The sequence below is a fragment of the Borrelia nietonii YOR genome (genome assembly GCF_023035795.1).
GTDB classification, from domain to species: Bacteria; Spirochaetota; Spirochaetia; order Borreliales; family Borreliaceae; genus Borrelia; species Borrelia hermsii.
In genome coordinates this window covers 1-14,225 of the sequence record NZ_CP073157.1, presented here as the reverse complement: position 1 = coordinate 14,225, position 14,225 = coordinate 1, and the positions used below count along the sequence as shown (strand labels likewise).

The window sequence follows — 14,225 nt, the reverse complement described above, 5'->3', positions numbered from 1 at the left end:
AAAAGTAAGTTGAATTTGTGTAAGTAAACCAAAAGTATAAAAACCCGTATAATAATGAGTTATGTTATATGTCAATACCAAAAAGTCATTGTGGGTTTTTATTTTTTTATGATATAGGGAAGGCACGTAAAAAAATGAGAAAAAGAATAAGAGCAATAATAATGACTTTATTTATGGTATTAGTAAGCTGTAATAGCGGTGGGGTTGCGGAAGATCCTCAGAGTAAATTTTTAAAGTCAGTAATAGACTTAGGTAATGATTTTTTAAATGTTTGCACATCATTTGGCGAGATGGTCGGTAGTGTATTAGGTTTTGGTGCTTCAATTAAAAAGTCTGCTGTTGAGAATTACTTTAAGAGAATCCAAGGTACTGTAACAGATATTAAGACAAAGCTTGGGCAAATAGTTTAGACATGAAAAGTGAAAATAATCTTAACGTTGCTGGGACGGAGACAGCTGTTAACAAACTAATTATTGAAACACTTGATAAGATAATAGAAGGAGCAAAGACTGCAAGTGAGGCTATTGGAGATGATAGTGACCCAATTGGCAATGTCGCTGCTGCTGCCGCTGGTGGTATTCCTGGTGTTGGGATTGAAAACTTGGTAAAAGGAATTAAGGCAATAGTAGACGTGGTACTTAAAGGTGTAGGAAGTGCTGATGCTGGTGATGATAAAAAGGCTGAAAATCTTACCTCAAGAAATAATGATGGTGCAGGGAAGTTGTTTGCTAATGCTGCTGATGCTGATCCTAAGAAATCAGCAGCTGATGCAGCAAAGGCTGTTGGAGCAGTAACTGGAGCTGACATATTACAAGCTATTTCTAAAGGTAATGAAGGTGATGCTGTTAAGCTAGCTAAGCATAGTGCTGCCGCTGGTGCTGAGGCTAATAAAAAAGATGCGGTTATAGCAGGAGGTATAGCGTTAAGAGCGATGGCTAAGGATGGTAAATTTGCTGGTCCTAATGCAGCTGATGCTGACGCAAAGAAAGCAGTAGAGGGAGCGGCAATAAGTGCAGTTACTAAGGCATTAGATACATTAACTATTGCAATAAGGAGAACAATTGACGGAGGCCTTAAAACAGTTAAAGAAGCCATGAAAATTAATACTAATGATATTCCTATAAGTCCTGAGCCGAATACCCCTAAAACTACTACTAACTAGTTAGTTAAGGGTAAATATAAAGTCATTGTAGGGGAAAACGCTTTTCTTGTTTTTGATACAGAAGGGTAGTTTACCTTTTACTTAATAACTTATCTTGTAATAACTACTTAACTTATTTATTCCCTTAGTTAGTTATTTTGAGAAGGTTTTTCTCCCTTAACAGGAGCTGTAAGCTCTTTAATTGCAGCTTCTACTGCATTATTAGCAGCTGTTACTAACTCATCTATTGCTGTGTTTAATTTAATCAGTTCAGCAACTCCTTTATCACCGTCCTTTTTTCCAATTCTATCTATAGCCTTTTTTGCATCTTCATCAGTAACACCATCTTTACCAAGGTCAGCATTCTTCTCTTTCAATTTATTTAAAAATGATGTATTTGCAGCTGTTGCAGCAGTAACTTTTACTTTCAGATTCTCAGGGATCCCTTCCTTTTTCTCCAATTGTGCCAATTTAGTCTTCACGTGTAACACAACATTAAATGTTCCTGCAAGTATTGATGCATTCTTATTCGCCTGATTATCAAGCTCAGTAGCAGAGTCTTTAATTTTCTTTCCAATAGCTTTAGCAAGCTCATCAATAGACTTAACCAGAGTCTCTACTTCTTTTACACTTGCTGCAAAAACACTAGCATCTTTTATCTTTTTACTTATCTTTGCCAAATCAAGTACCGTTCCATCTGACTTAGCTACTTCGTCACTTTTAAGCTTTGGCCCTCCATTATTACATGATGTAAATACCATAAATAAAGTCATTATTATTGCACTTATTCTTTTCCACTATTATATTTAACTTCTTATTTTCCTTAAAACAAAGTAGAAGGCAACCTAGATCTATCTCTCTAAGATTGCCTTCTGCTTTTATTCCTCAATAATCTAAATTTACTATTTATCTTATTAATATGTCTTCTCACTTACTTGGTTCTATAGCTGGTTCTTGCATACCTCTTGCTTTATCTATTTTTTCTTTTGCTGTTCCAAGAACATTCTTTACTGTCTTTTTAATTATATCTTCTACCGCTCTTAACAGCTTATTTGCTGCAGCCACTCCTACTCCTTGTACTTCTTTCCCCCCTCCTGTAGCATTATCTGCTGCTCCTGCTGCTAATTTACCTGTCTTCACTAATGAACGCAATGCTATTCCTCCTGCTACTGCTGCTGCTTTTGGAGTATTTGCACCTGCTAAGTTAGCATCTGAACCTCCTTTTGCAAAAGAAATTGCACTTGTATTTCCATCTGCAGCTGCTGCTAGCTGTGCATCATTCTCTCCTGATTTAACTATTGAGTTTAACATCTCTTCACCACTTACACTTGATAGTATTGCTGCTGCTTTAGCTACATCTGCTGCTGATGGATTACCACCACTTGTAGCTAATATCTTAGCACCCTCTTTATTATCTGCTCCTCCATTTGCTTGTAGTGTAGTAGCTCCTGTTTTTAATGCTTTAACACCTGCATTTGTTGCTGCTTTTACTATTTCTTGCAATGCTTTAAAGGCTTTCCTTAATTCATCATCAGCTGCTGTTGTTCCTGAACCAGCAGCATTATTTGCATAACCTACTGGATTAGAATCGCCTATTGTTCCTAAAGATTCTACATATCCTTTTAATGTACCTAAAACTTCCTTAGCTTCATTAACCGCTTCTCTAATTGGATTTTTTGATGAATCGCTTTTATCAACACCTGTTTCTGCTTTTATTGCTACTTGTTCCAAGTTATTTGACGCCTCTCCAAGCTTCGCACCTAGGCTGTTAAAATAACCTCCTACTTCTTGCTTAGTTGTATCTGATTTTGCAGTAAATCCCAACACATCTGATACTAACTCTATAAATGCGTAAAAAGCATTCTCCGCACTCCTACCTAATTCCATTAGTGAATTGCCTAAATTTCCATTTACTCCTCCTGCTGCTCCGGTCTTACCTGCTTCTACTGCCTGTTGTCCACATCCTATCATTAGAACAACTATCATCATCATTATACTTATATTTAACTTATTAATTATTGCACTTATTCTTTTTCTCATTTTTTTACGTGCCTCCTTTTAACCTATGCATTACCTTCAGCATCAGAACTAAAGATTTGAAAATATTTATGCCTTAATTTTTAATGAAAGGAAAAAGCTTATAGGAGACAATGCTATATTATTTAACAGTAATACAGCATTTAACTGTAAATATAATCACATATCACTATCCAATGAACCTATGCTTCAAAACATAGAGAAAAATTGAAATTCGACATTGTTAGGCTTAATAAAAACAATTTAGATTGCTATAAAAATTCTAAATCCTGTTTCAAAATATTATTGCCTCTGTAATAGAAGAATTCTTCTCTAGCAATACAAGCTCTAAACATAGTCATGTACTTCATAAGCTCAAAGCCCACATCAATCTACGACCCAAAGAAATGGATATTTCTTACAAGTCTACCTATAAATATCAACTAGAAATCCTGTATAGCATCCTTAAAAAGCGAACATAATCTAAATAGCATTTTACTAAGGTCAAGTGAATGTCATTATTTTCAAAAACTTATTTAAATTTAAATAAAATTTAAGAGAGCTCCCTTGTTAAAGGGAGCTCCTCTTTCAAATACTAATGTTGGGGGATGCTTAATACCTTTACATGTTTTTTTATCTTTCAAGATTCGATAGAGCAGATTTAGCCTCTTTAATAAATTTTTCTATCTCTTTCTTTATCTCTCCTTGCTTTAGTTAGCTTCGCAGAAGAATATTCTAATTGGCTTAAAAAATTTGCTGCGCTACTGCTTGCCTTTCGAGATAATTGTACTAATAAACAATCGTTTGCTTTTCCGAAAGAATAAAGTAATATATTTTTTAATCTTTCAGTAATAGCTTCTTTTAAAGTTTCCTGTGCTTTATCAAACAAGAATTTTGCAGATTCCAACTCGCTCAGTTCACTATCAACTTGATTTATAAGACTTTCAAGATTTAAATCACTTACCTATTGACTTTAAAAGTCTACTCTGAGGATCCTCTGATACAGGACCGCTATTACAGCTTACTAATACCAAAAATAAAGTCATATTATTGTACTTAATTTTTTTTCACTTACGTACCTCCCTAACCTATGCATTGCCTTCTGCATCAAAACTATCGCTAGCAAATAGTTCCCCGATTTACAGAGAATAAAAGAAGCATTTTCCTTAAATGACTTTGTATTTTTAGTATTTATCCTTAACTAGTTATTAGTAGTAGCTTTAGGGTGTTCTGTTCAGGGTTTATAGGAATATCATGAAGATTAATTCCCATAGTTTTTTTAACTGTTTTAAGTCCTGTGTCAATTGTTTTTCTTATTGCAATATTTAGTGTATCTAGTGCCTTAGTAACCGCACTTATTACCGTTCCTTTAACCGCAGTAGTAACATCAGCACTAGCAGCATCATTACCATTAGCAAATTTACCATTCTTAGACATAGCTCTTAAAGCCATACCTCCTGCTATAGTCGCTACAGAAGCATTCCCAGTTGTTTCTTTCGCCAATTTAGCAGCATTGCCCCATCTTTAACCATGTCTCGTAATATATCAGCATCGGTTACTGCTTCAACAGCCTTTGGTGCGTCGGCTGCTGATTTCTTGGCATTAGCAGCAGTATCAGCGTGGTAGTGATAAATAATTTTCCTGTCTTGTCATTAGTAGCAGCACCTCTTGGGGGGGGTGAACCATCTTCGGCCTTTTATCATTGCCAGCATCAGCATTTCCTTCTTTAAGTATTACATCTACAATTGACTTAATTTCATTTATTAGTTTATCAATATCATTGTCTTTAACCCCGGACAGCATTACCAGCACCATAAGCAACAACATTACCAATTGGGTCACTAGCATCACCAATAGCATCATTTGTAGTCTTTGATCCGTCAATTATCTTATCAAGTGTATCAGTAACTAGTTTGTTAACAGCTGTCTCTGTTCCAGCTGCATTAGGATTACCTCCACTCTTCATGTCTGATGCCCTTTTCTCAAGGGATGTTTTAGTAGATGTAACGGCATCTTGTATTTTCTTAAATTAGTTTTCTGCTTTATAGAAAACAAGAGAAGCGCTTCCCTTAAATAACTTTATATTTTTAGTTTGACGATTTATTAGTTGGTTGAGCAGTATCAGATTCAGTAGCTTCACCAGTAGTTTCAGAATATTGTATTCCCTTAACAGATTCTCTTATCTTATCTAGATTGCTACTTACTGTTTTCCTAATTATAAAATCAAGTACTCCTAATACCTTATTTACTGCACTTACTGCTGCTGCTTTAACTGCCCCTTCTTCATTTGCAGCAGCACTAAATTTACCACCTTTAGTCATTGCCTTTAATGCTACTGCTGCTGCTAAGTCTGCATTACTCTTTGCACCCGCATTAGCAGCATCAATCGAAGTAGCTAGCTCTCCAGCATTGTTAGCATTACCAGCAGCAAGTGCAGCAGGATTTGCAGCAATCTTGGCATCTCTTATCTTATTTATCATTGCCCATGGATCGGCTTTAGCCACTTCTTCAGCAAGTTTAGGACCAACATTAGCAGACGCAGCAGCACCAGATTTTGCAACTGCTTCACCACCAGCATTAGCTTCAACCGGACTACCCTCTTTTCCATCTTCAATCTCTACTCTTGACTTTTTGGCAGTTTCAATAATAGCTTTAACCCCTGCAATAATAGTCTCAACGCTAGCTTTGTCAGCAGCTACTGCAGCCGCAGCACTAGCAGTATCACCAATGTCAATACTACCAGCTTCTTTAGCAACACCAGCAAGTTTAGTTAGAGCAGTAATTAGTTGTTCAAAGACATCACTAGCACTACTAATTGCACTCTTAACAGCTTCAATTGTGCTGCTATTAGCATTCTTTGCTTCAGATATTTCACCTGATAGCTCTTTTAACTTATCCTTAGTATCACCTAAACCTTTTTTTATTCTTTCAAAGTGTTCTCCTACTTTACTTCTCTTATCACCAGATTTAACCACATTAAATCCTAATGCATCACCTATTGCATTTCCAAAAATTCCAAATATATCTTGAAATCCTTGCCCTATCTTCACTAATGAATCTAAGAAAGAATTTTTAGATTCAGCAGCCAATTTAACTTCTCATTTTTCATTACAACAATATAGAAGGCATCTGAGACGCATCTCTAAGATTGCCTTCTAATCTTATTTTTAAGTAATTAATCTAACTATCTATCTTATTTTTGACTTGCTGCTTTTGGAGCTCTTGCTTTATCTACTTCTTGCTTTACTTTATCAAGAACATTCTTTACTGTCTTTTTAATTATATCTTCTACTGCTACTAATAATTTATTTACTGCAGCTACTCCTACTGCTTGCACTTCTCCTTGTCCTCCTTGTCCAGCTGCTGCAGATGCTAGTTTGCCTGTTTTAATCAATGAACGTAATGCTATCCCCCCTGCTACTGCTGCTGCTTTTGCAGCATCTGCACCTGCTAAATTAGCTGCAGTACCTCCTTTTGCAAAAGACACCGCACTTGTCTGTGCAGTTGCAGCTGCCGCTAGTGCTGCATCACCTTCTGTTGAATTAACTATTGAAGCTAGCATTTCCTCTTCACTTACTGTTGCCAGTATCATTGCTGCCTTAGATGCATCAGTTGCTGCTGGTTTGTTATCTGTAGCCAATATTTTAGCTCCATCCTTATTATCTGCATTATCTACTTTTAATGTTGTTGCTCCTGCTTCTGGCTTTGCAATACCTGATTTACCTGCTTCATCTACTATACCCTTTAATGCATTATATGCTTTCTTTAATTCAACATCATCTACTGCTGTTCCTGCAGCATCACTTGCTGCTTCCCCTACCTTGTTAGCATTACCTATATCTTTTAAGGAGTCTAAACGGGTTTTTAATGTGTTTAAAGTAGTTTTAGCTGTATCAACTGCTGCTCTAATTGCCTTGTTTAATAGACTATCTTTAGATCCTTCTATTTCTGACTTTTTCGCTACTTCTTCTAACTCTGCTGATGCTTCTCCAAGTTTTTTACCTAAAGCAGTAAAATAATCTCCTACATCACTCTTCTTTGTAGTTGATTTAGCAGTAAAACCTAATGTATCTGAAACTAACTCTAAAAATGAATAAAAAGCATTCTCAGCACTTTTTCCCACTTCCATTAGTACTTCACTTAAACTTCCAGCCCCTTGTTTCTCTCCTCCTGCTGCGCCATCCTTCCTTGCTTCTACTGCCTGTTGTCCACATCCTATCATTAGAACAACTATCATCATCATTATACTTATATTTAACTTATTAATTATTGCACTTATTCTTTTTCTCATTTTTTTACGTGCCTCCTTTTAACCTATCTATTAGCTTCAGTGCCAAGATTATAAGCAAGCAAATAGTTTTCCTGCTTTATAGAAAACAAGAGAAGCGTTTCCCTTACAATAACTTTATATTTTTAGTTTGATGATTTATTTAGTAGTTGGTTGAGCAGTATCAGATTCAGTAGCTTCACCAGTAGTCTCAGAGTATTTTATTCCCTTTACTGCTTCTTTAATTTTGCCAAGTTCTAGATTGACTACTTTTCTAATTATTACGTCCAGTATTCCTAATACCTTATTTACAGCACTTGCTGCTGCTACCTTAATTGCACCATCTTCATTTGCAGCAGGTTGAGTAAACTTTCCACCTTTAGTTATAGCCTTTAGTGCAACAGCTGCTGCTAAGTCCGCATTAGTAGCTGCGGTGCCATTATTAGCAGCATTAGCACTACCAGTAGCTAGTTGTCCAGCGTCATCATTAGCGGCAGGTGCAGCAGATGCAGTAACAGCTTTAGCATTTTTAATCTTGTCAATCATTGCCCATGGATCAGCTTTATCTACCTCAGCAGCTAGTGCAGGACCAGAATTAGCATCAGCTTGAGCATTATTAGTCAGTACTTTAGGTCCATTAGCATTAGCTACTTGAGCACCCGCAGTTCCTTTTTCAATCTTTACACCGGACTTTTCGGCAACTTCAATTATTTTTTTAACTCCTTCAATAACGGTATTAACATCAGCAATATCAGCAGGTGTTGCAGCAGCAGCTTGAGCAGTACCAGCATCGCCTATAGGAGCTTCGGATTTAGTTGCCCCAGCTAGTTTAGCCACAGAATCAATTAGCTTTGTAAGTACTGCACCAGCATTATTAATAACAGCTTTAACCCCTGTAGTATCAGCATGTGGCGCTGCAGTTACTTCTTTTAACAACTCATCTAACTTAATCTTAGTTTCTTTAAGTCCCTTTCCTATACCTTCAAAGTGTTCTCCCACTTTGCTTCTCTTATCATCAGATTTAACCGCATTAAATCCTAATACATCCTCTATTGCATTTCCAAGAATTCCAAATATATCTTGAAATCCTTGTCCTATCTTCACTAATGAATCAAAGAAAGAATTTTTACTTTCTGCTGCTAGTTTCTCAGCCTCAAGTTGATTACTACAGCTTACTAATACCATAAATAAAGTCATTATTATTGCACTTATTCTTTTTCTCATTTTTTTACGTGCCTCCTTTTAACTTATGCATTACCTTCAGCATCAGAACTATCGTTAGCTAATAATTTTCCTTAAATAACTTTATATTTTAGTATTTATCCTTATTAGTTAGTAGTAGTAGCTTTAGGGGTGCTCTGATCAGGGGTTATAGGAGTATCATTAGCATTAATTTTCATAGCTTCTTTAACTATTTTAAGCCCTGTATCAATTGTTTTTCTTATTGCAATAGTTAATGTATCTAATGCCTTAGTAACTGCACTTATTGCTGCTCCTTTAACCTCGGGAGCATACTCAACAGCATCAGCACTAGGACCAGCGAACTTACCACCTTTAGCCATTGCTCTTAAAGTTATAGCTCCTGCTATAGTTCCATCTTTTGCATTAGCTTTAGCAGCATTAGTAGCAGCCTCACTGCCATCCTTAACCATTGCTTTTAAGATATCAGCACCAGTTATTGCTCCAACTGCTTTAGACGCATCGGCCGCTGCTTTTTTTGCATTATCAGCATCTCCAGCATTAGCAGCATCAAATAGTTTTCCTGCTTCACCACTCCCATTATTAGTTCTTGAGGTAAGACCGTCGGCTTTTTTATCGGTACCTGCCTCAGCGTTTCCTTCTTTTCCAAGTACCACGTCTATAATTGACTTAATTCCTTTTGCTAGACTATTAACCCCAGTTCCAGAAGCACCTGCAACATTAGTAGCGCCTACATTGCCAATTGGGTCACTATCATCTCCAATAGCCTCACTAGCAGCCTTAGCTCCGTCAATTATCTTATCAAGTGTTTCAGTAATTAGTTTGTTAACAGCGGTCTCTGTTCCAGCTGCATTAGGATTTCCTTCTCTCTTCATGTCAGCAACAATTTTATTAAGTTTATCCTTAGTGCCTTGTATAGTATCTTGTACTGTCTTAAAATAAGCCCCAACATCAGACTTTTTTGTCTCTGTACTAAAACCTAATACCTTGGAAACTATATCTCCAAATGATGTAAACACATTTAAAAAATCATTACCTAAGTCTATTGCTGACTTTAAAAATTTACTCTGAGGATCTTCCGCAACCCCACCGCTATTACAGCTTACTAATACCATAAATAAAGTCATTATTATTGCACTTATTCTTTTTCTCATTTTCTTCCTTATTACTCTATTTAAGTAAAGGAGCTAGATATAAATAAGGAAACACCTCTCATGCATCGGGAACAATAGAAGAGTTCTCCTTAAATAACTTTATTTAGTTATTTACTGCTTATTAATTCTAATATTAGTTCTTCTTAGTTTCAGAAATCTGATTACCAGTAGTTACAGGAGTATCATTAGGATTAATTTTCATAGCATCTTTAATTGTTTTAAGGCCTGCGCCAATTGTTTTTCTTATCACAATTGCTGTTCCTTTAATCGCAGTAGCAACAACCCCTTCATTATCAGCAGCACTAGCATTAGTAAATTTACCACCTTTAGCCGTTCTCTTAATGCTATAGCTCTTGCTATAGTTTCATCTTTAGGGGAAACACCAACATTGCCATCATTACTCTTAGCTAATTTAGCAGCACATCGCCATTATTTTTAATCATAGCTTGTAATATGCTAGCATCTGTTACTGGCTCCAACTGATTTAACCGTATCAGCTTTCTGCCCCCTTCTTTGAGGGCCAACCCCAATCTCAAGTGCCACATGCCGATGTTACAGGAGTTAGATCTGTGATTCAAGGTGCTACAAAATCAATTGATTCTGTAAGCAAACTAGGCTAGGGTAACTAAAGAAGGTGGTAGCATTCCTATTGGTGATTCTAATACAGTTGGTGGAGCAGCAGCCGCTGAAGAAGTTGGTGTTAATACGATTATTAAAGGAGTTAAAAAAATAATTGAGGTTGCCGAAAAGTCTGGTGTAAAGATTAATACTGTAAATGCTGGTGCTGATGTTGCATCAGGTGGCTTTTCTGGTACTGCACCTGCTATTATTACTGTCAATGCTGCTGGGGGGGTATACTGCTAAAACTAATGCAGACTTAAGCGACAGATGTTTTGCACTAAAGGCTATGTAAATTTAGTACAGTAAATAAGGTACTAGGAATACTGGACGTAGTAATTAGTAAAGCAGTAAATCTTGAAGATGGTCAAATTAAAGAAAATGTTAAGGGAATAAAATACTCTGAGACTACTGGAACTGATGCTATTGAAGTTGATACTGCTCAACCGACTACTAACTAATGCAAAATAAGTAAAAAATAAAGTCGTTGTAAGGAAAACACTTTCCCTTGCCTTTTTGTAAATCAGGAGAACTATTTGCTAGCGATAGTTCTGATGCTGAATCTAATGCATAAGTTAAAAGGAGGCACATAATGAAAAAAGATTAAGTGCAATGATGACTTTATTTATGGCATTAATAAGCTGTAATAGCGGTGGGGTTGCGAAAGATCCTAAAACTGTCTTTTACCTATATAGTTGCGAAAAGCTTAATGGTGCTGAAGAAGCGCAAATTGTAGCAGCTAGTACATCAATTGGGCATGTAAGCTGTGTTGATATTTTTTTTCAAGTTATTGTTGAATCTGGTAATGCTGCTAATAACGATATTTCGATTAATATAGTAAAGAATGAAGCAACAATGATGCAACTTACATAAATGCATTGATCAATCTAGAGACAGCAATCATTGAATACAGAAGCGAATACTATATTGAAGACATTCTAGAGCATTTCCTAAAGCAATTTAGCAATAGGTATAAATACAAAGTATGGATGATGATGAGGCGTAAAGATGGCGTGATTAGCGATTATGAGCTCATATGGGAGGGAAGAGTTAGAGATTGGTAAAAAAAGTATAAGCTAAATTGTGCTCTTAAAGAGACTTATGGCGATAATATACGAGTTAGAAAAATAAAGTAAAAGAGATAACAAATTAATTGAAACCTGAAGAGGCAGAAAGAATAGAAAGGGATAGGGAAGAAAAATGCAGACTTGAAATAAAGAGAAGGGAAGAATATTTGAGTAAGTTGTTTGAACGTGAAGCTAAAGAAAGGGAAGAGCGTTTAAGGAGGGCTAGGGAAGATGAAGCTTATCTAAAAGACCGTGCTAGGGAAAGTATGCTTGCTATTTTAGAGAAAAGTAGGGTAGGGAACATGGGAGTGAATATAGAGAATAATAGAGATAATTCAGCACCCTATGAGAGTGTGCATAATCCACCACGTCCGGTTGGTTGAGATTGTGCTTAAGAATAATTTTGAAGGATTTAAGACTACTAAGGGAATTTCTATAGCTAATTTAGGGATCATGTTTCCAGATGAAGAACAGAATCAAATTTTAGGTGAAAAGGAGATATGACATGAGATTTAGTTTGAAATATCTAGCAAAAAGGTTATACATAAAGCGCCATAGGTTTTGGAACGCCTATATGAGCGACGAAGTTCAGTCTAAGAGGGCATACGATGCAATAATTAATTTCCCAATATTTAGCCCTGCAGACATTGACTATGAATATGTATATGCATACGTTAAAGATTGGCTAATAAAGAAATATACAGATGGCCTTGACATTACGATTAAGAAAATAGGCAATAATGATTATTATTGTGAAACAAAGCGTGGTTCTTTGATGAATAATATTTTGGATAGGATTCATGAGGATTATAAGGAAATTTTTCTTGGCAATTTAGAAAAAAGGGTTGTTGATGAGAATCCCCAGGTTTGTTGTTAAGGGGTCTGGGGATGTTGGTTCATTAGAGGGAGAATAAGAAGCTTTTGAAGGAAAATTACAAGGTAAGCAAGTTAAGAACTGCTAAAAAGACTAAGGCCAACAAGTCCTTAGGGTTATACCATTCTGATTTGTGTGAATTGCTGATTATGTAGTCAAAGACCATAGAATTAGTAATTCACATTTACTTGCCCAAAACCGAATAAATAATTGAAATTAATGTTAAAAAAATTCCTATATTAAGTGTAATAATAGTGCCAAACATCCAATTATGAAGTCTTAATGTGCTCTTAAGTTCCATTTTGTTAACATCAATTTTGGTATCCAGGTCTTTAATGTCAGATTTTAACTCATTTCTAACGTTGTCTATTTTATTGTCAAGGTCTTTAATGTCAGATTTTAACTCATTTCTAACGTTGTCTATTTTATTGTCAAGGTCTTTAATGTCAGATTTTAACTCATTTCTAACGTTATCAATCTTTATGTTAAGATTATTCTCAACAGTATCAATCTTGTTGTCAAGGTCTTTAATGTCAGATTTTAACTCATTTCTAACGTTATCAATCTTTATGTTAAGATTATTCTCAACAGTATCAATCTTGTTGTCAAGGTCTTTAATGTCAGATTTTAACTCATTTCTAACGTTATCAATCTTTATGTTAAGATTATTCTCAACAGTATCAATCTTGTTATCAATGTCTTTAATGTCAGATTTTAGGCTTGCCCCAACCTTTTCAAGTTTAAGGTTAAAAGTAGTCTCTAAATACTCAATATCTTTGTAAGTAAGCTCATTACGATAATATCTGTAAGATAAATCAGTAGCAATATCTCTATCAATGCCAGCTTTAACAAGTTCAGCGATAACCATTTGTTGAGTAACTATTGGTTGAGGAAGTCCCATAAAATCTCCTTATAAGTATTATACATTATTTTATTGCAAAAGGATATGAGAGAATAGTTGTTTTTGAGTTCTATTAGTTAATTTATAATTAATACCAAGTTGTTTGAGGTGTATATTAATATAAGATTGAGTGTATGTAAGTTTTTACTTGATTTATTATCAAGTAAAAAGGATTCAATTAGGGTCGCAATATTAGATTACAATTTATTATTGCTATTTTTATAGAATAGTAAATTAGAAGTATGTATGCGTAATGATTGAAAAGAATTAATAAACTTTAAGTTTTTATAGCTATTTAGAGGAGTAGTTTTGTTTACAAGTTTGATATGCTTATGTTTTAGATTTTGTGAAGAGGAGTGGGTATAAAAGCAAAAAGCATTTTTTCTATAGGAGGAATTAAGAATAGCATAGCTTGGAAAATTAATCGTATTCTTAAAAAACTATTCCTAGAAAACCTAACCTCTAAACATCTAGAATCCATTTACTATGATAGTAGAATTAAGCTTTTTTAGGGAATAAATGGCGTTTGTAATTAGTTTTGGGTTAAGCAAAGTATGCTTTTTAATTTGTAGACCAGAAGATAAAGTATAATAAATAATATTATCTGTAAAGTTAGTGATAGTAAAATTTTTGTTATTTAGAGTGGACAGGGGGTACCGGAAGAGAGTATGATACCAATTGATTTAAGTTCTGTACTATTTGATAGTAAGAAATAATTTCTTTAGGACTTATTCCAAGTGAATCGGTAGTAGATATTCTGGCAATAAATTTTTAGATTTGATTTTTTATTAAAAATATTTTTATGCTAATCATTGTATAGAAATATATATATCTATTTATAAAAATGTCAACTTTGGTATATTTTCGTGACAACTATGGTGCATTTTCATAGCAACTTTGTCCATTTTGGCGTCAACTTTGTACATTTTCATAGCAACTTTAGTCAATATTATAATTCAAAGAATCTTATACTAATAACAAATTATA

10 protein-coding genes and 7 pseudogenes are annotated in these 14,225 nt (G+C 35.0%); 7 read left to right on the top strand and 10 right to left on the bottom strand.

The annotated features are described in order from the left end of the window. Nucleotides 1–134: 134 nt before the first annotated feature. Nucleotides 135–1,162 (top strand): annotated as a pseudogene (locus bhYOR_RS07055) (variable large family protein). Nucleotides 1,163–1,290: 128 nt separating this feature from the next. Here bhYOR_RS07055 and bhYOR_RS07050 read toward each other — a convergent pair. The 9 genes and pseudogenes from bhYOR_RS07050 to bhYOR_RS08400 all read right to left on the bottom strand — a co-directional run. Continuing rightward, complete coding sequence (locus bhYOR_RS07050; protein WP_025434302.1) at nucleotides 1,291–1,914, bottom strand: Vsp/OspC family lipoprotein; 624 nt, start codon at nucleotides 1,912–1,914, stop codon at nucleotides 1,291–1,293. A 154-nt stretch (nucleotides 1,915–2,068) separates the two neighbouring features. Beyond that, nucleotides 2,069–3,181 (bottom strand): variable large family protein, encoded by a 1,113-nt coding sequence (locus tag bhYOR_RS07045; protein ID WP_247088570.1) that lies wholly within the window; start codon nucleotides 3,179–3,181, stop codon nucleotides 2,069–2,071. Nucleotides 3,182–3,827: 646 nt separating this feature from the next. Beyond that, nucleotides 3,828–4,097 (bottom strand): annotated as a pseudogene (locus tag bhYOR_RS07040) (P12 family lipoprotein); the annotation flags it as partial. Between the two features lie 261 nt (nucleotides 4,098–4,358). Beyond that, nucleotides 4,359–5,186, bottom strand: a pseudogene (locus bhYOR_RS08405) (variable large family protein); the annotation flags it as partial. A gap of 58 nt (nucleotides 5,187–5,244) precedes the next feature. Continuing rightward, a pseudogene (locus tag bhYOR_RS07025) lies at nucleotides 5,245–6,249 on the bottom strand (variable large family protein); the annotation flags it as partial. A gap of 101 nt (nucleotides 6,250–6,350) precedes the next feature. Next, complete coding sequence (locus bhYOR_RS07020) at nucleotides 6,351–7,448, bottom strand: variable large family protein (RefSeq protein WP_247088566.1); 1,098 nt, start codon at nucleotides 7,446–7,448, stop codon at nucleotides 6,351–6,353. A gap of 122 nt (nucleotides 7,449–7,570) precedes the next feature. After that, nucleotides 7,571–8,648, bottom strand: a pseudogene (locus bhYOR_RS07015) (variable large family protein). A gap of 104 nt (nucleotides 8,649–8,752) precedes the next feature. Then, nucleotides 8,753–9,778 (bottom strand): variable large family protein, encoded by a 1,026-nt coding sequence (locus bhYOR_RS07010; protein ID WP_247088564.1) that lies wholly within the window; start codon nucleotides 9,776–9,778, stop codon nucleotides 8,753–8,755. A gap of 133 nt (nucleotides 9,779–9,911) precedes the next feature. Further along, nucleotides 9,912–10,276 (bottom strand): annotated as a pseudogene (locus bhYOR_RS08400) (variable large family protein); the annotation flags it as partial. A gap of 41 nt (nucleotides 10,277–10,317) precedes the next feature. Here bhYOR_RS08400 and bhYOR_RS07000 point away from each other — a divergent pair. From bhYOR_RS07000 to bhYOR_RS06975, 6 genes and pseudogenes are all read left to right on the top strand, one after another. Beyond that, nucleotides 10,318–10,857 (top strand): annotated as a pseudogene (locus tag bhYOR_RS07000) (variable large family protein); the annotation flags it as partial. 154 nt (nucleotides 10,858–11,011) lie between these two features. Beyond that, nucleotides 11,012–11,269 (top strand): hypothetical protein, encoded by a 258-nt coding sequence (locus bhYOR_RS06995; RefSeq protein WP_247088629.1) that lies wholly within the window; start codon nucleotides 11,012–11,014, stop codon nucleotides 11,267–11,269. 5 nt (nucleotides 11,270–11,274) lie between these two features. Beyond that, the gene (locus bhYOR_RS06990; RefSeq protein ID WP_157255271.1) at nucleotides 11,275–11,460 is read left to right on the top strand and encodes a hypothetical protein; all 186 of its coding nucleotides are present in this window, start codon (nucleotides 11,275–11,277) and stop codon (nucleotides 11,458–11,460) included. An 89-nt stretch (nucleotides 11,461–11,549) separates the two neighbouring features. Then, nucleotides 11,550–11,846, top strand: coding sequence for a hypothetical protein (locus bhYOR_RS06985; RefSeq protein ID WP_247088562.1), 297 nt, complete (start codon nucleotides 11,550–11,552; stop codon nucleotides 11,844–11,846). Then, complete coding sequence (locus bhYOR_RS06980; RefSeq protein ID WP_247088553.1) at nucleotides 11,809–11,967, top strand: hypothetical protein; 159 nt, start codon at nucleotides 11,809–11,811, stop codon at nucleotides 11,965–11,967. The genes bhYOR_RS06985 and bhYOR_RS06980 overlap by 38 nt, the downstream gene beginning before the upstream one ends. Nucleotide 11,968: 1 nt before the next feature. Further along, entirely contained in the window at nucleotides 11,969–12,340 is a 372-nt protein-coding gene (locus bhYOR_RS06975) for a hypothetical protein (RefSeq protein WP_247088551.1), read from the top strand. Between the two features lie 181 nt (nucleotides 12,341–12,521). On the opposite strand, the gene bdr is transcribed toward bhYOR_RS06975, so the two are convergent. Continuing rightward, complete coding sequence (gene bdr / locus bhYOR_RS06970) at nucleotides 12,522–13,238, bottom strand: Bdr family repetitive protein (RefSeq protein WP_247088549.1); 717 nt, start codon at nucleotides 13,236–13,238, stop codon at nucleotides 12,522–12,524. Nucleotides 13,239–14,225: the final 987 nt, after the last annotated feature.

What these genes read in the sequence shown, in the direction of transcription:
- bhYOR_RS07050 (WP_025434302.1), bottom strand. Translation starts at nt 1,914, where the DNA reads ATGACTTTATTTATGGTATTTACATCATGTAATAATGGAGGGCCAAAG.
- bhYOR_RS07045 (WP_247088570.1), bottom strand. Translation starts at nt 3,181, where the DNA reads ATGAGAAAAAGAATAAGTGCAATAATTAATAAGTTAAATATAAGTATA.
- bhYOR_RS07020 (WP_247088566.1), bottom strand. Translation starts at nt 7,448, where the DNA reads ATGAGAAAAAGAATAAGTGCAATAATTAATAAGTTAAATATAAGTATA.
- bhYOR_RS07010 (WP_247088564.1), bottom strand. Translation starts at nt 9,778, where the DNA reads ATGAGAAAAAGAATAAGTGCAATAATAATGACTTTATTTATGGTATTA.
- bhYOR_RS06995 (WP_247088629.1), top strand. Translation starts at nt 11,012, where the DNA reads ATGACTTTATTTATGGCATTAATAAGCTGTAATAGCGGTGGGGTTGCG.
- bhYOR_RS06980 (WP_247088553.1), top strand. Translation starts at nt 11,809, where the DNA reads ATGAGAGTGTGCATAATCCACCACGTCCGGTTGGTTGAGATTGTGCTT.
- bhYOR_RS06975 (WP_247088551.1), top strand. Translation starts at nt 11,969, where the DNA reads ATGAGATTTAGTTTGAAATATCTAGCAAAAAGGTTATACATAAAGCGC.
- bdr (WP_247088549.1), bottom strand. Translation starts at nt 13,238, where the DNA reads ATGGGACTTCCTCAACCAATAGTTACTCAACAAATGGTTATCGCTGAA.